The sequence below is a fragment of the Xanthomonas sp. NCPPB 1062 genome (assembly GCF_041481705.2).
GTDB lineage: Bacteria > Pseudomonadota > Gammaproteobacteria > Xanthomonadales > Xanthomonadaceae > Xanthomonas > Xanthomonas euvesicatoria.
In genome coordinates, this window is record NZ_CM192987.1 from 2,604,389 (window position 1) to 2,623,032 (window position 18,644).

The 18,644-nt window shown below is 64.1% G+C and carries 18 protein-coding genes; 7 read left to right on the top strand and 11 right to left on the bottom strand.

All coding sequences use genetic code 11. The features are described from left to right. Window positions 1-36: 36 nt before the first annotated feature. Window positions 37-1,494, bottom strand: a complete 1,458-nt coding sequence (gene guaB / locus ACCQ16_RS11475; protein WP_008572372.1) for an IMP dehydrogenase — start codon at window positions 1,492-1,494, stop codon at window positions 37-39. Window positions 1,495-1,675: 181 nt separating this feature from the next. Then, on the bottom strand, window positions 1,676-2,587 hold the full coding sequence (gene folD / locus ACCQ16_RS11480; RefSeq protein WP_008572374.1) for a bifunctional methylenetetrahydrofolate dehydrogenase/methenyltetrahydrofolate cyclohydrolase FolD: 912 nt from the start codon (window positions 2,585-2,587) through the stop codon (window positions 1,676-1,678). A 49-nt stretch (window positions 2,588-2,636) separates the two neighbouring features. Between folD and ACCQ16_RS11485 the strand changes: the two genes are divergently transcribed. Beyond that, complete coding sequence (locus ACCQ16_RS11485; protein WP_029819542.1) at window positions 2,637-2,957, top strand: DUF1244 domain-containing protein; 321 nt, start codon at window positions 2,637-2,639, stop codon at window positions 2,955-2,957. Window positions 2,958-3,227: 270 nt separating this feature from the next. On the opposite strand, the gene ACCQ16_RS11490 is transcribed toward ACCQ16_RS11485, so the two are convergent. The 9 genes from ACCQ16_RS11490 to cmk all read right to left on the bottom strand — a co-directional run bounded on the left by ACCQ16_RS11490 (window position 3,228) and on the right by cmk (window position 13,542). Then, window positions 3,228-5,078 (bottom strand): monovalent cation:proton antiporter-2 (CPA2) family protein, encoded by a 1,851-nt coding sequence (locus tag ACCQ16_RS11490; RefSeq protein ID WP_277572730.1) that lies wholly within the window; start codon window positions 5,076-5,078, stop codon window positions 3,228-3,230. A 173-nt stretch (window positions 5,079-5,251) separates the two neighbouring features. Further along, a complete protein-coding gene (gene galU / locus ACCQ16_RS11495) occupies window positions 5,252-6,145 on the bottom strand; it encodes a UTP--glucose-1-phosphate uridylyltransferase GalU (protein ID WP_008572379.1) in 894 nt (297 codons plus the stop codon). Next, window positions 6,145-8,052 (bottom strand): polysaccharide biosynthesis protein, encoded by a 1,908-nt coding sequence (locus ACCQ16_RS11500; protein WP_372379961.1) that lies wholly within the window; start codon window positions 8,050-8,052, stop codon window positions 6,145-6,147. The genes galU and ACCQ16_RS11500 overlap by 1 nt, the downstream gene beginning before the upstream one ends. A gap of 13 nt (window positions 8,053-8,065) precedes the next feature. Beyond that, on the bottom strand, window positions 8,066-9,034 hold the full coding sequence (locus ACCQ16_RS11505) for an MraY family glycosyltransferase (protein WP_218554675.1): 969 nt from the start codon (window positions 9,032-9,034) through the stop codon (window positions 8,066-8,068). Continuing rightward, the gene (gene lapB / locus ACCQ16_RS11510; RefSeq protein ID WP_003489647.1) at window positions 9,034-10,212 is read right to left on the bottom strand and encodes a lipopolysaccharide assembly protein LapB; all 1,179 of its coding nucleotides are present in this window, start codon (window positions 10,210-10,212) and stop codon (window positions 9,034-9,036) included. The genes ACCQ16_RS11505 and lapB overlap by 1 nt, the downstream gene beginning before the upstream one ends. A 6-nt stretch (window positions 10,213-10,218) precedes the next feature. Then, a complete protein-coding gene (locus ACCQ16_RS11515; protein ID WP_003489650.1) occupies window positions 10,219-10,524 on the bottom strand; it encodes a lipopolysaccharide assembly protein LapA domain-containing protein in 306 nt (101 codons plus the stop codon). Between the two features lie 66 nt (window positions 10,525-10,590). After that, window positions 10,591-10,902, bottom strand: coding sequence for an integration host factor subunit beta (locus ACCQ16_RS11520; RefSeq protein ID WP_008572387.1), 312 nt, complete (start codon window positions 10,900-10,902; stop codon window positions 10,591-10,593). An 88-nt stretch (window positions 10,903-10,990) separates the two neighbouring features. Then, a complete protein-coding gene (rpsA, locus tag ACCQ16_RS11525; protein ID WP_003489652.1) occupies window positions 10,991-12,676 on the bottom strand; it encodes a 30S ribosomal protein S1 in 1,686 nt (561 codons plus the stop codon). A 182-nt stretch (window positions 12,677-12,858) separates the two neighbouring features. After that, window positions 12,859-13,542, bottom strand: a complete 684-nt coding sequence (gene cmk, locus ACCQ16_RS11530) for a (d)CMP kinase (RefSeq protein ID WP_277572728.1) — start codon at window positions 13,540-13,542, stop codon at window positions 12,859-12,861. A 172-nt stretch (window positions 13,543-13,714) separates the two neighbouring features. Here cmk and ykgO point away from each other — a divergent pair, with 172 nt between their 5' ends. The 6 genes from ykgO (at window position 13,715) to ACCQ16_RS11560 (ending at window position 18,458) form a co-directional block, all read left to right on the top strand. Beyond that, complete coding sequence (gene ykgO, locus ACCQ16_RS11535; protein ID WP_005913193.1) at window positions 13,715-13,840, top strand: type B 50S ribosomal protein L36; 126 nt, start codon at window positions 13,715-13,717, stop codon at window positions 13,838-13,840. A gap of 240 nt (window positions 13,841-14,080) precedes the next feature. After that, a complete protein-coding gene (locus tag ACCQ16_RS11540) occupies window positions 14,081-14,422 on the top strand; it encodes a hypothetical protein (RefSeq protein ID WP_007970129.1) in 342 nt (113 codons plus the stop codon). Between the two features lie 235 nt (window positions 14,423-14,657). Beyond that, a complete protein-coding gene (locus ACCQ16_RS11545; protein ID WP_011347667.1) occupies window positions 14,658-15,692 on the top strand; it encodes an agmatine deiminase family protein in 1,035 nt (344 codons plus the stop codon). 125 nt (window positions 15,693-15,817) lie between these two features. Beyond that, entirely contained in the window at window positions 15,818-16,702 is an 885-nt protein-coding gene (locus ACCQ16_RS11550; RefSeq protein WP_011347668.1) for a carbon-nitrogen hydrolase, read from the top strand. Window positions 16,703-16,705: 3 nt separating this feature from the next. Then, the gene (locus ACCQ16_RS11555; RefSeq protein WP_071117386.1) at window positions 16,706-17,245 is read left to right on the top strand and encodes a GNAT family N-acetyltransferase; all 540 of its coding nucleotides are present in this window, start codon (window positions 16,706-16,708) and stop codon (window positions 17,243-17,245) included. Beyond that, complete coding sequence (locus ACCQ16_RS11560) at window positions 17,226-18,458, top strand: TraB/GumN family protein (protein WP_372379962.1); 1,233 nt, start codon at window positions 17,226-17,228, stop codon at window positions 18,456-18,458. Before ACCQ16_RS11555 ends, ACCQ16_RS11560 begins: the two co-directional genes overlap by 20 nt. The last annotated feature ends 186 nt before the right edge of the window (window positions 18,459-18,644 follow it).

Sequence of the window (18,644 nt, forward strand, 5' to 3'; positions counted from 1 at the left end):
TCTTACGATTCCCGATTCGCGATTCCCCATTGCCGGTTACCCGGCGCGATAGTTCGGCGGCTCTTTGGTGATCTGCACGTCGTGCACGTGGCTTTCGCGCTGGCCGGCGCCGGTGATCTTGACGAACTTGGGCTTGGTCCGCATGTCTTCGATGGTGGCGCAGCCCACATAGCCCATGGTCGCGCGCAGGCCACCGATGAGCTGATGGATGATGCCGCCGACCGGCCCGCGATACGGCACGCGGCCCTCGATGCCTTCGGGAACCAGCTTGTCGGCATCGGAGGCATCCTGGAAGTAGCGGTCCTTGGACCCCTTTTCCATCGCACCCAGGCTGCCCATGCCGCGGTAGCTCTTGTAGCTGCGGCCCTGGAACAGTTCGACCTCGCCCGGCGCTTCTTCGGTACCGGCCAACAGGCCGCCGACCATCACCGTCGAGGCACCGGCCACCAGCGCCTTGCCGATGTCGCCGGAATAGCGGATGCCGCCATCGGCAATCAAGGGGATGCGGTCCTGCAGCGCTTCGGCCACCATGTCCACCGCAGTGATCTGCGGCACGCCCACGCCGGCAACCACTCGCGTGGTGCAGATCGAACCCGGGCCCACGCCGACCTTGACCGCGTCTGCACCGGCATCCATCAACGCCAATGCCGCATCGCCGGTGACGATGTTGCCGCCGATCACCTGCAACTGCGGATAGGTCTTCTTGACCCACGCCACGCGATCGATCACGCCCTGCGAATGGCCATGCGCGGTATCGACAATCACCACGTCCACGCCGGCTGCGGCAAGCAGCTCGATGCGCTGCTCGGTATCGCCGCCCACGCCCACCGCCGCGCCCACCAGCAAACGCTTGGCGCTGTCCTTGGCGGCATTGGGGTTGTCGGTCTTCTTCTGGATGTCCTTGACCGTGATCAGGCCGCGCAGCTCGAAGCTGTCGTTGACCACCAGGACCTTTTCGATCCGGTTGCGATGCAGCAGCTCGAGCACTTCCTCATCGCTGGCGCCTTCGCGCACGGTAATCAGGCGGTCCTTCTTGGTCATGATGTGCCGGACCGGATCGTCGAGCTTCTTTTCGAAGCGCATGTCGCGGCTGGTGACGATACCGACCAGTTCGCTGCCATCCACCACCGGCACGCCGGAGATGTTGCGCGCGCGCGTCAGTGCCAGCACTTCGCCGATGGTCGTGTCCGGACTGACGGTGAACGGCTCGGTGATCACGCCGGATTCGAACTTCTTGACCCGTGCCACTTCGCCGGCTTGCTGCTGCGGGGTCAGGTTCTTGTGGATGATGCCGATGCCGCCCAGCTGGGCCATGGCCACCGCAAGACGGTGTTCGGTCACTGTGTCCATTGCCGCCGACAGAATCGGCAGTTTCAGGCGCAGGTCGCGCGTCAGCCGGGTTTCCAGGCTGACGTCCTTGGGCAGGACGATCGAATGAGCGGGGACGAGCGAAACGTCGTCGTAGGTGAGAGCTTCAGCCTGGATGCGTAGCATCGGCGGACCCGAGTTTTGGGGAAGCGCGGCATTTTAACGCATTGGGGCCGGGATTGGGGAGTCGGGATTCGCAACAGCGCGCCTTGCACCGTCCGCCGTTCGCTTGTTTGTCAGGATGCCGATGGCCGGCCGATCCCGGACGCAATCCGGATCGGCCGACGCGTGCGCTTGGCCGCTGCGGTTAACCAATCCCCAATCCCGAATCCCCACTCCCGGCGGCATCGGCGGCCTCGATGGTGTTCTGCATCAGCGTGGCCACCGTCATTGGCCCTACCCCGCCCGGCACCGGGGTGATCCAGGCCGCGCGCTGCGCGGCGGCGTCGAAGCCGACGTCGCCCACCAGGCGGCCATCATCGAGCCGGTTGATGCCGACATCGATCACCACCGCGCCCGGCTTGACCCATTCGCCCGGAATCAGGCCCGGGCGGCCCACCGCCACCACCAGGATGTCGGCATTGCGCACGCTCGCTTCCAGCACATCGGGCGGGGTGAATTTGTGGCAACTGGTGACCGTGCACCCGGCGATCAATAGCTCCAACCCCATCGGACGGCCCACGTGGTTGCTCACCCCCACGATGGTAGCGTTGCGGCCGCGCACCGGTTGGTCGGTATGCCCGAGCAAGGTCACGATGCCGCGCGGCGTGCACGGGCGCAGCCCGAATTCGCGCAAGGCCAGATGCCCGACATTCTGCGGATGGAATCCGTCCACGTCCTTGCGCGGGTCGATGCGCTGAATCAGCCGGTTGGCATCGGGGATGCCCGGCAGCGGCAGCTGGATCAGAATGCCGTGGATCTTGGGGTCGGCATTGAGCTCATCGATCAGCGACGCCAGCTGGGCTTCGCTGGTGCCCTGCGGCAGGTCGTAATCGAAGGCTTCGATGCCGACCTTCTCGGCCGCGCGCCGCTTGTTGCGCACATACACCGACGATGCCGGATCGCCACCGACCAGCACCACCGCCAGCCCGGGTCGCGCCTTGCCGGCGGCCAGCCGCGCATCCACCCGCAGCTTCAATCCGTCGAGCAATTCCTCGGCAATGCGGCGACCATCGAGAAGGCGGGCCGAAGCGGAGGCAGCTGGCGCAGAAGCGGTCATGGGGCGTCAGGTGTAGAGTCGAAGGCCGTCTATTGTCCCCGATTCCGCCATGACCGACACCACCTCACGCACCGATTCAAGCACCACTTCGATCGAAGCGGCAGCATTTCGCCGTCTCTTGCAGCATCTCAATCGGGACCGCACCGATGTGCAGAACATCGACCTGATGATTCTCGCCGGCTTCTGCCGCAATTGCCTGGGCGATTGGTACCGCGAAGCGGCCGAAGCGCAAGGCCAGGCCATGACCAAGGAACAGGCGCGCGAAGCCGTTTACGGCATGCCATTTGCCCAGTGGAAACAGCAGCATCAGAAAGACGCCACGCCCGAGCAGTTGGAAGCCTTCGCCGCCGCCCAGCGCAAGCATGGCTAGTAGGCATCGGTGAGCGCGCCTGCCAGAACGTCCCGTCAATCTTTGGCGGGATGTGGGCGCACTGAGGAGCCGGAGCGCCCGAGCGATCCGTACCGCATCGAGCAGGGGTGGCGCACCCGACGCCTGCGCAGGCGTGTGTGCCCGCTCCTGGCGGCCAACAAGACCTAGCGAGCAGTCGTCCAGTTGCGGCTATCGCACCGGACGACTGGCGCACCGCATCGCGCACTGGTCATGCCGCAGAGCGCCTGCGCAGCGGGTTTGTGGCCGCCTTTAGTCGCGCGTCTGTCTCTCTGCTGGCTCAGCCTGCGGCACCGCATCGGGATTCAACGTGCGGCTGCCACGACGCGGCCGCGTGAACGGCGTGGGCCGGGGCGCGGTCGGCAGGGTGTTGCCATACATCAGCTTGGCTCCGGCGCGTGCATCGCCGGCAGCAATCTCCAGTTCGAAACGCTCGGCATCGCGGCGGCGGATCTGACGCGAAATCATGCCGGCTTCGTCCTCGTCCACCCCCAGCTCCACCAGCGCCACTTTGCCGAAGAGCACCGCCGACTCGAAGGTCTCGCGGATCTGGTAATCCACTCCCGCAGCGACCAACTGCAGCGAATGCTGGCGGTCGTACGAACGCACCAGCAGCTTGGCATGCGGAAACTCGCGCGTTGCCAGCTCGACGATGCGATTGGCCGCCTCCTGGTTGTCGACGCACACCGCAATCGCACGTGCGCTGTGCGCGCCGGAGGCGTGCAACACATCGAGCCGGGTGCCGTCGCCGTAGTAGATCTTGAAACCAAATTCTTCCGCGCTCTGGATCATCTCGATGTCGTTATCGATGATGGTCACATCCACGTCGCGCGCCAGCAGCGACTGACTGGCCACCTGTCCAAAGCGCCCAAAGCCGATGATCAACACGCTGCCGGTCTGGCCACTGGCTGCTTCCACGCCATCCAGCGAGACCGCCGCCGCCGGCGTCAGCCGCCGTTGCAGCAGCACGAACAATGGCGTCAGTGCCATCGACAACACCACGATCGCGGTCAGGCTGGCATTGACCTGGGCATCGATGACGCCGGATGCCGACGCGGCGGCAAACAGCACGAATGCGAATTCGCCGCCTTGCGCCATCAACACACCACGGTCCAGCGCCTGGCGATGGTCGCTGCGCATCAGCCGCGCCACCGCATAGATGCACACGCCCTTGCCCACCATCAGGGCCAGCACGCCCACCACGATCAGGCGCCAGTCCGCCGCCACCACGCGCAAGTCCAGGCTCATGCCGACACCGAGAAAAAACAGCCCCAGCAGGATGCCGCGAAAAGGTTCGATATCCGCTTCGATCTGATGCCGGAACGTGGACTCGGACAACAGCACGCCGGCCAGGAACGCCCCCATCGCCATCGACAGCCCGCCCACCTGCATCAACAGCGCGGCGCCCAGCACCACCAGCAATGCCGCTGCCGTCATCACCTCGCGCGCCTTGGATGCGGCCAGGATGCGGAACAAGGGATTGAGCAGCCAACGCCCGGCCGCCAGCAAGCCGACGATGCAGGCCAGACCGATGCCGATTCCCTGCCAACGCTGCGATGCCGCCTGCGGGTCGCCGCTGGCTCCCATCCAGGCCACGATCGCCAGCAACGGCACGATCAACAGGTCTTCGAACAGCAGGATCGCCACGATCTTCTGCCCCGGCGGCAAGGCGACGTCGCCACGCTCTGCCAAGAGCTGCATCACCACGGCAGTGGATGTCAGCACGAAACCGGACGCCGCCACGAAGGCCACCGGTAGCGCAAAGCCGAGCAACATGCCGACGCCGGTCAACACCAGCGCGCAGACCGCGATCTGCAGCGTGCCGAGTCCGAAGATTTCCTTGCGCAAACTCCACAGGTGCGAGGGGCGCATTTCCAGCCCGATCACGAACAGAAACATCACCACGCCCAACTCGGCCACATGCAGGATGGCTTGCGGCTCGTTGAACAGGCCCAACCCGAACGGACCAATTGCCAGTCCCGCCGCCAGATAACCCAACACCGAGCCCAGGCCCAGACGACGGAACAACGGAATTGCCACCACGGCAGCGCCGAGCAGCACTACCACGTTGATCAGTTCACTGGATTCGGCAGGTTGGCTCATGCCCGGATTCTAGCGGCACTTGCGCGGCCCCAGCCTGCATCAGGGTGCGCATCTTTGTCCCCGCTTGGGCTTGCCAAGCCGAGCTCTGCCGGCGCGGCAAGGCATACGGCAAGCCCCTAAACGACGAACGACGCCAGCTGGCGTCGTTCTTGGAAACAGCGATCAGGCAACACTCAGCCGCGCGCGTCGGCCTGGGCCAGTGCATTGCGCAGGATTTCCTTCGCTGGGCCGCCATGCTTTTCGTGCTCAAGCGCGAAATGCACGGTGGCTTCGATCAGGCCGATGTGCGCGCCGCAATCGAAACGGCGACCTTCGAAACGGAAGGCATCGACTTGCTCTTCCTTCAGCAACTCGGCAATCGCATCAGTGAGCTGGATTTCGCCGCCCGCGCCTGCACCGGTGGCTTCGAGCAGGTCGAAGATCTTGGGGCTCAGCACGTAACGACCGACCACGGCCAGATTGCTTGGCGCGACTTCCGGCTTGGGCTTTTCGACGATCGCGTTGATGCGGCCCTTGCGGCCGTCGAACGCGTCGGTGGAAACGATGCCGTAGCTGGCGGTCTTGTCGTGCGGCACGTCTTCCACGGCGATCACGCTGCCGCCCGAGGCTTCGGCCACGTTGGCCATCTGGGTCAGCGCGGCATCGCCGCGGTTCCACATCAGATCGTCCGGCAGCAACACCGCGAACGGCTCGTCACCGACAACGGCCTTGGCACACAACACCGCATGGCCCAGGCCAAGCGCCTCTGCCTGCGTGACAAAAATGGCGCGGACGCCCTCGGGCAATGCATGGCGCACCAGCTCCAGCTGCTCCAGCTTGCCTGCGCGCTCCAGCTTCTGCTCGAGCTCATAGGCTTTGTCGAAGTAGTCGGCAATGGAGTGCTTGTAGCGGTTGGTAACGAAGATCAGCGTATCGCAACCAGCCTGGATGGCTTCGTCGACGGCGTACTGGATCAATGGCTTGTCGATGATTGGCAGCATTTCTTTCGGCACTGTCTTGGTTGCCGGAAGAAAGCGGGTCCCAAGACCTGCGACGGGGAATACGGCCTTGCGAATACGCTGGCTCATTACAGTCTTCTGACCTCACGTGCGGGGAATGGAACGACCGTATCAGATCGCGCGTCGACTTTCCGTCGAGCAGCCGCGAAATCCGGCATCAGGCTGCCCAATACAGTCTCCATCGCGTTGATGTCATAGCGGTTAACGGCCTCGCGCAAGCGCGTCACCAGCTGCAGCACCTGCTCATGCGAGAACTCGCGCACACCGGCTTCCAGAATCTTGGGGTGCGCGGTGGGACGATAGTCTTCGTCGGAATAGAACAGCGTCTCATGCAGCTTCTCGCCCGGCCGCAGGCCGGTATAGAGAATCGCCACGTCCTTGCCCGGCTGCTTGCCGGCCAGTCGGATCATCTGCTCGGCAAGCAAGCGAATCGGCACCGGCTCGCCCATGTCCAGCGTATAGATCGCACCATGCGATGCAGATGCAGCCGCCTGGATGACCAACTGGCAGGCTTCGGGGATGGTCATGAAGTAACGCGTGACATCCGGATGCGTCACGGTCACCGGGCCGCCCTGGCGGATCTGTTCGCGGAACAACGGCACCACGCTGCCGGCCGAATCCAGCACGTTGCCGAAGCGCACGGTGATGAAGCGCGTCGGCGCATCGCGCGCGTCAAGGCTCTGGCAGATCATTTCTGCATAGCGCTTGCTTGCGCCCAGCACATTGACCGGCTCGACCGCCTTGTCGGTGGAAATGAAGACGAACGTCTCGATACGTGCCCGCTGGCAAGCGCGCGCCACGTTCTCAGTCGCCAGCACGTTGTTGCGCACCGCCTCGCGCAACTGCTCTTCCAGCAACGGCACCTGCTTGTACGCAGCCGCATGAAAGACCGCGTCAGGCGTGGCAGTGTTCAACGCATGCGCCACGACCGCCGGGTCGCCGCAATCGCCCAACACGCGCACCACTTCGATATCCGGAAACAGCCGGCGCAGATCCGAGTCGATGGTCAGTAGCGCCAGCTCGTCGATTTCCAGCAGCACGATCCGGCGCGCGCCATGGCGTGCGCACTGGCGGCAGACTTCCGAACCGATCGAACCGCCGGCGCCGGTCACCATCACGGTCTTGTTGGTCAGCCAGTCGCGGATCAGGCGCCAGTCGGGCGTGACCGGCTTGCGGTTGAGCAGGTCCTCGATCGCGACCTCCTTCAACTCGCCCGGCAAGGAGCGCCCTTCCAGCACGTTGATCAGCTTGGGCACCATGCGGAACGGCAAGCCGGTGCTTTCGCAAATCGCCACCACGCGCTGCATGCCGGAGGCATCCAGCGATGGAATCGCGATCACCAGTAATTTGGCAGCAGTCTCTTTGGCAATCGCGGCGGCCTGGTCCAGATTGCCCAGCACATTGAGGCCCTGGATCTTGGCGCCATGCAGGTTGCTGGCATCGTCCAGATAGCCAATCGGCACAAACGCGCCGGTACGGCGAAGATCGCGCACCAACCCTTCGGCGGCGCGCCCGGCGCCGAGGATCAGCACGCGCTGCCCCGCATCACCGGAATGCGCGATCTGGTAGTCCTTCCAAGCGCGATACAGCAGACGCGGCGTACCCAGCATGGCCGACAACGCAAAGGGATAGACCACCAGCACCGACAGCGGCACGCCATCCAGACGGTCGTACGCCAACGCCAGCACGATCGCGACCAATCCGAGAAAACTCGACTTGAAGATGTTCCACAGGTCCGGCACCGAGGCGAAGCGCCACAACCCGCGATACAACCCCATCTTCCAGAACACCAGGCCCTGCGCCAGCAGCACCACCGCGGTGCGCCAGTCCCACAGCGGCAGATCCGGCGCGTCGCGTAGCATCGAGTAGCGGCCGGCATGCAGGAGCTGCCAGCACACCCACACCATCAGCAGGTCGTGTACCACGACCGCTATCTGCGGCAGGGCCTTGGTCAAACGGTCACGCCAGGAAATCATAAAAGTCCATTAGTCAGGAATTGCGCAATCCATCGCGCAGAAAATGCCAGATTGCAGTGGTGCCCATGCCCCATGCCAGCGCGCCGGACACCTGCAGCCAGAACGGATCATGACGGATTAACAGGTACAAGCAGACGGCAATGAGGCTGAAAGCGAAATAAACGCACGTTACCGGAACGTGCGTCTCAAGACGACGCGCCAGACGTTGATAGACGTGCTGGGCATGCGGTTCCCACCAGCGTTGCCCAGAAAGCATGCGAGCAAGCAGTGTGAAGCCGGCGTCTACAACAAAGACCGTCAACGGGAACCAGCTGATCCACCAGCTCACCTGACCACCCGCTACGTTCAGCGCCAATAGCGCCGCCAGTACATAGCCGAGCGCACCGCTGCCGCCATCGCCCATGAAGATGCGTGCGCGTGGGAAATTGAACGGCACAAACCCAAGGCACGCCGCTGCAACCGCCAGACCTGCCCACGACCAACCGGCAGGCGCTACCAGCGAGAATCCGAGCGCGGCCAACGCCGCCTGGGTGCTGGCCAGTCCATTGATGCCATCCATGAAATTCCAGATATTGATCAATACCACGGACGCAGCGGCAGTCAGCAATCCATCCCACACGCTGCCCGTGTCATGCCAAACCAAGGCGCCCAATGCCGCCGACGCGGCCAGGTGAATCGAAAACCGCAGCCTTGCCGAAAGCGGACGATGATCGTCCCACCAGCCTACGCCGGCCACGGCGATCAGGCCCGCTGCGAACCAGCAGACCGTCAGCCGCGACGTCGGCCACAGCGCGCAAGCTGCAACGCAGCCCAGCAAGATCGCCGCCACAATCGCCATACCGCCGCCGCGCGGGGTAGCGACCACGTGGCTACGCCGTTCACCGGGATGATCGAGCAGGCGGCGGTGCAAGGCATAGCGCCGCAGCCCCCAGGTCCCCAGTGCCGCGACCAGCAGGTGCAGCGCGCACCACAGCCACGCCATCAGACCACCGCGTAGTTCAACAGCGGTTTGACCGTACCCCATTCCTTGCAGCTCGGGCATTGCCAATGATGCGTCTTGGCACCGAAGCCGCAGCGCGTGCATCGGTAGCTCGGATTGCGCACCAGCAATTGGTCGGTGATGTGCTTGAGGTCCTGCAAGGTGCCGACCGGGTCGCTTCCCTCGGCCAGGGTGAGATCGATCAACGCCGACTCACCACGCACCGACGGCCGATCCTTGAGCTGGCGGCCAAGATAGGCCAGCGCAGGCGCGACGCCATCCTGGGCTTCCATCAACTGGGTCAGCGCCAGCACCGGAGCGATGCCGCGATAGTGCTCGGTCATCTCCGACAGGAAGTTGCGCGCCCCAGCGATATCGCCGACCCGTCGATACGCGGCCATCAATGCAGGAATGATCTCGGGCAGGTATTCCGGATCATGCCGGGCCGCCCGTTCGAAAGCGCGCACTGCCGCTTCGTCGTGACCGCGCTCGGCTTCGATGCGCCCTTCCAGAATGCCGGCGCGCACGGAGGTGCCATCGGCCTGGTAGGCACGTGCGATGGCTTGTAGCGCATCGTCGGTCTTGCCCAGGCCGCGATAGCGATCAGCCAGTTCGCATTCGAATTGCGAGATCAGTTTGCCCATCGGCTCGCCGGTCACTTCTTCATAGCGGGTGGCGTTGTCGATCGCCTTTTCCCAATCGCGCTCGGCCTGATAGATGCCGATCAGATGGCGCAGCGCCTGCGGCGCACGCTGGTCCAGTTGCGCCAACTCGGTAAAGACCGTTTCGGCACGATCCAGCAGACCCGACTTCATGTAGTCCTCGCCGAGCGCCAGCAGAGCCTGGACGCGCTGCTGATCGGTCAGGTCGCCACGCTGCACCAGGCCCTGGTGCAGGCGGATCGCACGGTCCACTTCACCACGGCGACGGAACAGATGCCCCAACGCGACCTGGGTCTCGAAGGTTTCCTTATCCAGTTCGGCGATATGCAAGAACAGCTCGATCGCCTTGTCCGGCTGCTCGTTGAGCAGATAGTTCAACCCACGGAAATAAGTACTGGAAAGACGACTGACCTGCGTGTCGCCATGGCGTTGGCCGCCACGACGGCCCACGATCCAGCCACCTAGCGCAGCCAGCGGCACGAACAGGAAGAACCAGATCCACTCGGTCAGAAAGTCCATACGTCGTTACAGTCCATCGATGGGGCGCGGCTCGACGGTCGCAGGCGTGACAGGCCTGGCGTCGGCGCGACTGACCGCAACAGCCTTGTTGGCCTGGCGCAGTTTGGAATAGAGGGGAATGACCACACTGACCAGCACCATGCCGGCACCGATCAACACACCGACCAGCAGCGCGACGATGATCGCGACGCCTGAACTGGTATGCACGCTGGAGAACAGGAAGTCGAGCGTGACGTCCTGGGAATTGACCGCACCGATGATCAGACCGACCAACAGGAAGGCCAACATCACCAGCAAGCGAAGCACCTTCATGGCGAGACTCCGTCGGGAAGCATGCTAGCTTAACCGAGACGACATAAACGCAGCGCCAGACGGGCTTCAGTCTGCCGTATCGACCACATCCACGGGCACCACGGAGCTGACCCGCTCACGCAATTCCTTGCCCGGCTTGAAGTGGGGAACATGCTTGCCCGGCAGCGCGACCGACTCGCCGGTCTTGGGATTACGTCCCAGACGTGGCGGACGGTAATGCAGCGAAAAACTGCCGAACCCGCGAATTTCGATCCGATCGCCATCGGAGAGCGCCTGCCCCATCATTTCCAGCAGCGACTTCACTGCCAGATCCACGTCGTCCGACTTCAGATGCGCTTGGCGTCGCGCCAGGATTTCAATCAATTCGGACTTGGTCATGGGAAGACTTGCTTTTTTCGACTGACACATCGGAATCGGCCCGGGCAAGCCCGGGCCGATCCATTACGCTCTTGCGAGCGCTACGCGCTTACTCGGACTTGTTGTTGTTCAACTGTGCACGCAGCAGCGCGCCCAGCTGAGTCATGCCGCCCGACGCGGAGGCGGACTGGTAGTCCTCCAACGTTTCGCGCATTTCGGCATCGTCCTTGGCCTTGATCGACAGCTGCAGGGTGCGGCCCTTACGGTCCATGCCCACGAACTTGGCTTCGATCTTGTCGCCAACCTTCAGGTGCTGAGTGGCGTCGTCGACGCGCTCGTTGGCGATGTCGCGTGCAGCGACGTAGCCTTCGATGCCATCGGCCAGGTCGATCGTGGCGCCCTTGGCATCCACTTCACGCACCACGCCTTCGACCTTCGAGCCCTTCGGGTTGGACGCCATGTACTGACCGAACGGGTCCTGCTCCAGCTGCTTGACGCCCAGGCTGATGCGCTCGCGCTCCGGGTCCACTGCCAGCACCACGGCTTCCAGCGTGTCGCCCTTCTTGTAATTGCGCACGACATCTTCGCCGGTGGTGTTCCAGCTGATGTCGGACAGGTGGACCAGACCGTCGATGCCGCCGTCCAGACCGATGAAGATGCCGAAGTCGGTGATCGACTTGATCTGACCGGACACCTTGTCGTTCTTCTTGTGGGTGGCAGCGAAGGTTTCCCACGGATTGGCGGCAACCTGCTTCATGCCCAGCGAGATGCGGCGACGCTCCTCGTCCACGTCCAGGACCATGACTTCGACTTCGTCACCGACCTGCACGACCTTGGACGGGTTGACGTTCTTGTTGGTCCAATCCATCTCGGAAACGTGCACCAGGCCTTCGACGCCCGGCTCGATCTCGACGAACGCGCCGTAATCGGTGACGTTGGAGACCTTGCCGAACACGCGGCTGTTGGCCGGGTAACGACGCGCGATGTTGTCCCACGGATCTTCGCCCAGCTGCTTCAGGCCGAGGCTGACGCGGTTACGCTCGCGATCGAACTTCAGCACGCGCACGTCCAGCTCGTCGCCGACGTTGACCACTTCGGACGGATGGCGCACGCGCTTCCAGGCCATGTCGGTGATGTGCAGCAGGCCGTCGATACCGCCCAGGTCCACGAACGCGCCGTAGTCGGTCAGGTTCTTGACGACACCCTTCAGGATCGCGCCTTCCTGCAGCTTGTCCATCAGCTGCTCGCGCTCTTCCGAGTGCTCGCTTTCGACCACTGCACGACGCGAGACAACGACGTTGTTGCGCTTGCGGTCCAGCTTGATCAGCTTGAACTCGAGTTCCTTGCCTTCCAGGTAGGCCGGGTCGCGCACCGGGCGCACATCCACCAGCGAACCGGGCAGGAAGGCGCGGACATCCTTGATGTCCACGGTGAAACCACCCTTGACCTTGCCGCTGATGCGGCCGGTGATGGTTTCGTTCTTTTCCAACGCTTCTTCCAGCTCGTCCCACACCATCGCGCGCTTGGCCTTCTCGCGCGACAACACGGTTTCGCCGAAGCCGTTCTCGATGGAATCGAGGGCGACCTTGACCTGGTCGCCTACGCCGACATCGATCTCGCCAGCGTCGTTACGGAACTGCTCGATCGGCACGATGCCTTCGGACTTTAGGCCAGCGTTGATCACCACCACGTCGCCGCGGACTTCCACGACGGTACCGGTGACGATGGAGCCCGGCTTCAGCTTCGCCAGATTGGCTTGGCTGGCTTCGAACAGTTCTGCAAAAGATTCTGTCATTTGAATTTACTCAGTTGAACACACGGGCGCCGATCGTCGGGGTGCGACAGATGCGAACCGCCCAGCCTGTTGGTCGACTCCGGACAGCGAGTCGGTTGGAAGTCATAGAACCGCCACGCAGGATGCGCGACGGAGCTTTGGAACGCCTTACGGTCGGCGGGACAAACCCGCTTGCGAAACGCTTACGACGGCGCACGGTCTGCGAGCAACCCGACCACACGCTGGACGACATCTTCGATTCCCATTCCGCTGGTATCGATCAGCACGGCGTCTTCGGCCGGCCGCAATGGCGCCACCACCCGCTGCGCATCACGGGCATCACGGGCCATGATCTCGCGCAGCAGGTCGTCAAAGATAACCGAAACACCCTTTTCCATCAACTGTTTATGGCGACGGCCCGCACGTTCTTCGGCACTGGCGGTCAGAAACACTTTGTAGGCCGCATCGGGGAAGATCACCGTGCCCATGTCGCGCCCATCGGCAACCAGTCCGGGGGCGCGCCTGAATGCGCGCTGGCGCTCTTTCAGGGCGCCGCGCACCTCGGGAATGGCGGCAATGGCCGAGGCCAGCGCGCCCGTAGTTTCCAGGCGCAGCTCACTGGTCGCATCTGCGCCATTGACCAGCACGCGCAGCCCTGCCTCGCCCGCATCGTCGAACTCCACCCTGGTGTCGAAGGTGCAACGCACCAGCGCTGCCGGGTCGGAGACATCCAGGTCGGCCCAGCTCGCCGCCACACCCACCGCGCGATACAGTGCACCCGAATCGAGGTAATGCCAGCCCAGCCGGGCGGCCACGATCCGGCTCACGGTGCCCTTGCCGGCACCGGAAGGGCCATCGATGGTGAGAACGGGCGACAGGTCGGTCATTCAGGTTTCCGGAAGGTCATCAGCGCGTAGTGTAGCGCCGCTCGCAGCGATCGCGCTGCAACCACTTGAAAGCACGACGAAAAGCCGGTTAGAATCGCCGGCTTAATTCCGGGTGCACCCTCGACCGTGGGCACTCTTCCATCGAATCCAACCGTTTACGCCGAGGTGTGCCATGAAAGTCCTGTCCTCCCTGAAGTCTGCGAAGACCCGTCACCGCGACTGCAAGGTGGTCCGCCGCCGCGGTAAGGTCTTCGTGATCTGCAAGTCGAACCCGCGTTTCAAGGCGCGTCAGCGCTAAGCCTTCGCGGCGCGTGCAAGACCCGAGAAAGCCGCCTTCGGGCGGTTTTTTCTTGGCCGCTGCTTCATCGTGATTGCCATACGGATCTACTTTGGCCTGCCCACGCAGGACATCGCCGTCCCTGGGCCGAGGCGCCCGGGCAATCGCGGTCAGGCCAGGTCAGCCGTGTCGCAACAGCGCCTGTCGTCGTTTTTTGCTGTAATCACCATCTGAAATCTTGTCCACTGGGGAGTAGATGACATGCGTAACCGTTTGTTTGTGATGCCGCCGGTCGTGCTGACAATCGCGCTGATGGGGATCAGTGCCGTCGCTTCGGCCGATACGTTGCTGGTCGACCGCGCACAGCAGAAGCCTGCCGCTGCCCTGCCCTTGCGCGGCGAGAGCATGAGCCAGGTCGAAGGCCGCTACGGCGCGCCACAGGAAAAGCTCGACCCACGTGGCGGCCAGAAGCGCCAGTGGCCGACCATCCATCGCTGGGTGTATCCGGCCTTCACCGTGTACTTCGAAAAGAGCAAGGTGATCGACGTGGTGGCCAACAAGGCCGATGCCAACGAGATCGGGCCCAAGCCGCCGATCCGCTGAGGCGTCGGTGACGGCTCGACCGGAGGTTTCGGCATCCGGTCTTCGCACGCCGGCCGTCACGATTCGCATCGCAAGGTGCACCGGGTCCGTCAGCAGCCGGACATGCGTTGCTGCAATGCTGTTACAAGGCCGGCGCGGCGATCAGCGCCCGGATCGCAAGAGCCCGCATCCACGTGCGGGATATCGATGAACGAGCGGGCGATGGCCTGCACACCAAGATGAGTATTTGCCTGGCATGACCGACCGTCTTCGCTTTCCCGCCGAATGGGAACCCCAATCCGCCGTGTTGCTCGCGTGGCCGCATGCCGGCACCGATTGGGCCGAGCGCCTGGCCGACGTGGAAGAGACCTATATTGCGCTGGTCACGGCGATCTCCCGCTTCGAGCCGGTGGTCATCTGCGTGGCCGACGACGACCTGCAGATCTATGCCGAGGCGCGGCTGCGTTCGGCGCGGGTGGACATGACGCGCGTGCGCTTCGTGATCGCCGCGTACAACGACACCTGGCTGCGCGATTCGGGCCCGATCACGCTGCGCCAGGAAGCCGGCTTCCGGTTGATGGATTTCCGATTCACCGGCTGGGGCGGCAAGTTCGAAGCCAGCCTGGACGATCAGTTGGTGAGTTCGCTGGATGCCGCGCAAGTGTTCGTGCCGGCGCAGGTGGAGACCATCGACTTCGCGCTGGAAGGTGGCGCCATCGAGACCGATGGTGCCGGCACCCTGCTGACCACCTGGAAGTGCCTGCATGAGCGGCATCCGCAGCGCACGCGCGAATCGCTCAGCAGCGATCTGGCCACGTGGCTGGCGCAAGAGCGCGTGCTGTGGCTGGATCACGGCTACCTGGAAGGCGACGATACCGACGCGCATATCGACACGCTGGCGCGCTTTGCCGGCCCGGATGCGATCGTTTATCAGGGCTGCGACGTGCCCGGCGATTCGCATTACGTCGAACTGCAGGCGATGGGGGCCGAACTGGCCGCGCTGCGCAGGGCCGACGGGCAGCCGTATCGGCTGTTTGTGCTGCCGTGGGCACAGCCCATCCTCGACGAAGGCCGCCGGTTGGCTGCGTCGTATGCCAATTTCCTGATCGTCAACGGCGCAGTGCTGATGCCGGCCTATGGCGATGCGGCCGATGCAACCGCGCAGGCGGTGCTGGCGCAGGCATTCCCGCAGCACGAGATCGTGCCGGTGCCGTGCCGTGCGCTGATCTGGCAGAACGGCAGCCTGCATTGCCTGACCATGCAATTGCCGGCCGGCCTGCTCGCGGCCTAAGCGCAGTTGCGAACCTCGCCTGCGTCGCGGCCGCACAGACCGCGCGCGGCTTCCTGTTCCGGCCGGCAGGCCGGTGTTACGCCATGGCGCGCTACCTTAGTGCGCCACTTACGTTGGATGCTGCCATGACCCGTCATCTCCTTCCCGTCGCGCTGATCCAGGAGCGCAACCACGGCGACGCCGAGGCCAACCTGGCCGTCATCGCATCGCGCGTGGCCGAAGCCGCCGCGCAGGGCGCCAAGCTGGTGCTGTTGCAGGAACTGCACAACGGTGCGTATTTTTGCCAGCACGAGTCGGTGGACGAGTTCAACCTGGCCGAGCCGATTCCCGGCCCCAGCACCGAGCGCTTGAGCGCGCTGGCCAAGCAGCACGGCGTGGTGCTGGTCGCCTCGCTGTTCGAGCGTCGCGCGGCCGGCCTGTATCACAACACCGCGGTGGTGTTCGAAAAGGACGGCCGGCTGCTCGGCAAGTACCGCAAGATGCACATCCCCGACGATCCGGGCTTCTACGAGAAGTTCTATTTCACTCCGGGCGATCTGGGCTTCACGCCGATCGATACCTCGGTGGGCCGCCTGGGCGTGCTGGTGTGCTGGGACCAGTGGTATCCGGAAGCGGCGCGCCTGATGGCGCTGGCCGGTGCGGAACTGCTGCTCTACCCCACGGCGATTGGCTGGGATCCGGACGACCAGCAGGCCGAGCAGGAGCGCCAGCGCGATGCCTGGATCCTCAGCCATCGCGGCCATGCGGTCGCCAACGGCGTGCCGGTGCTGTCGTGCAACCGGGTCGGCCATGAGCCCTCGCCGCTGGGCGCCTCGGGCATCCAGTTCTGGGGCAACAGCCATGTGCTGGGGCCGCAGGGCGAGTTCATTGCCGAAGCCGGCCAGGATCCGACCGTGCTGATCTGCGATGTCGACCTGCAACGCAGCGAACATGTGCGCCGCATCTGGCCGTTCCTGCGCGACCGTCGCATCGATGCGTACGGCGATCTGCTCAAGCGCTACATCGACTGACGCATGCCATTGGAGCTGCGTGCAGTCCGCGATGCGGACATCCCGGCGATCACTGCGATTTATGCCGAGCAGATCGCCGGGGTCAACACCTACGAATACAACGCGCCATCGCTCGATGAAATGCGCGCGCGGGTAAGCGCGATCGTGGATGCAGGCTACCCCTATCTGGTGGCAGAGCTCGATGGCGTGGTCGCGGGCTATGCCTATGCCAGCGCATTTCGCGCGCGCGCCGGATATCGCTGGACGGTGGAGAACTCGATCTACCTGGCCAGCGCGATGCAGGGCCGCGGCATCGGCAAAGCCCTGCTGGGCGAGCTGATCGCGGTGTGCGAGCAGCGCGGCTTCCGCCAGATGATCGCGGTGATTGGCGATGCCGGCAATCTGGCATCGCGACACTTGCATGAACGTTTTGGATTTCGCACGGTCGGAGTCTTCAACGGAATTGGCCGCAAACACGGTCGCTGGCTGGACGGCGTGCAGATGCAACGCGCGCTCGGCTCCGGCGACACCGCCCCTCCTTCTGATGAAAAGCCCCATGACTGAGCAGCCCCCCCACGTTCTGGACGATGCGCTGTCCGGCCAGCCGCATCGCATCGTCGAACGCGACGGCGTGCGCTATACCTTGCTCGGCACCGCGCACGTGTCGCTGGCGAGCGTTGCCGCCGTGCAACGGGCGATCGGCAGCGGGCGTTACGACGCGGTAGCGGTGGAACTGGACGCGCAGCGCCTGCAGGCGCTCAGCGATCCCGACGCCCTCGCCCGCCTGGATCTAGTGCAGGTGATCCGCAAGGGCCGTGTGGCCTTGTTCGCCGCGAATCTGGCGCTTGCCGCGTACCAACGCCGCCTGGCCAAACAACTGGGCATCGAACCGGGCGCGGAATTGAAGGAGGCGGTGAACCTGGCACGCGCGCAGGGCTTGCCGGTGCATCTGATCGATCGCGAGGTTGGCCTGACCTTCAAACGTGCGTCCGGGCGGCTGGGGTTTTTCGGCAAGATAAAACTGGCCGGGGGATTGCTCGGCGGCCTGTTCGCTGCCGATGAGGTGGGCGAAGAAGAAATCGAAAAGCTCAAGCAAGGCGACATGCTCGAGGCAAGCTTCGGCGACTTCGCCAGCGAAAGTCCGGAGCTGTACGAGACGGTGATTGCCGAGCGCGACCAATACATGGCCACGCGTCTGCGCGAAGAAATCGGCGCAGAGCAGCGCGAGATCTTGGCGGTGGTTGGCGCTGGACATCTGGCCGGACTTGCGCGCCATCTGGAACAGGACACCGCCGCGCCCGGCCCGCTGCGCGAATCGCTGGAATACGTGCAGCAGCGCAAGCGTATTCCGTGGATCACGCTGGGCATCCTGGCGGTCATCATCACCGGCATCGGCATCGGGTTCTGGCGTGGCGGCCTGAGCATGGGCGCGGACCTGTTGATGCAGTGGGCCATGTATACCGGCGGCATGGCCGCGCTCGGCTGCTTGCTGGCCGGTAGCCACCCGTTGAGCATTCTCACCGCCGCGGTCGTCGCGCCGTTCAAGCCATTTCGCCTGAGCGTGCCGACCGGTGCATTCGCCGCGTTGGTCGAAGTGCATATGCGAAAGCCGGCCTACGGCGACTTTCTGTCATTGCGCGACGACGCGCAGACGCTGCGCGGCTGGTACTGCAACCGCGTCTCGCGGGTGGTGCTGACATTTCTGCTGACCAATTTCGGCAGCATGGCCGGTGTGTGGCTGGCCGGGGTGCAAATCTTCAACCGTCTGCACGGGTGAGTACAGCGGCACTGAAGCCGCCAGCTCCAGACCGTTCGTCGGAGCGCACCCGGGCCAATAGGCCTTACGGTAAATCCCCGTCGCGCCCGGGTGCGCTCCTACGGCATACGGGGGGGGTGGTGGATGCTCCGGCGCTGGCTGCAGGCGTACCCGGAGCCATGTAGAAACGCCCTGGGCGCGATGAGG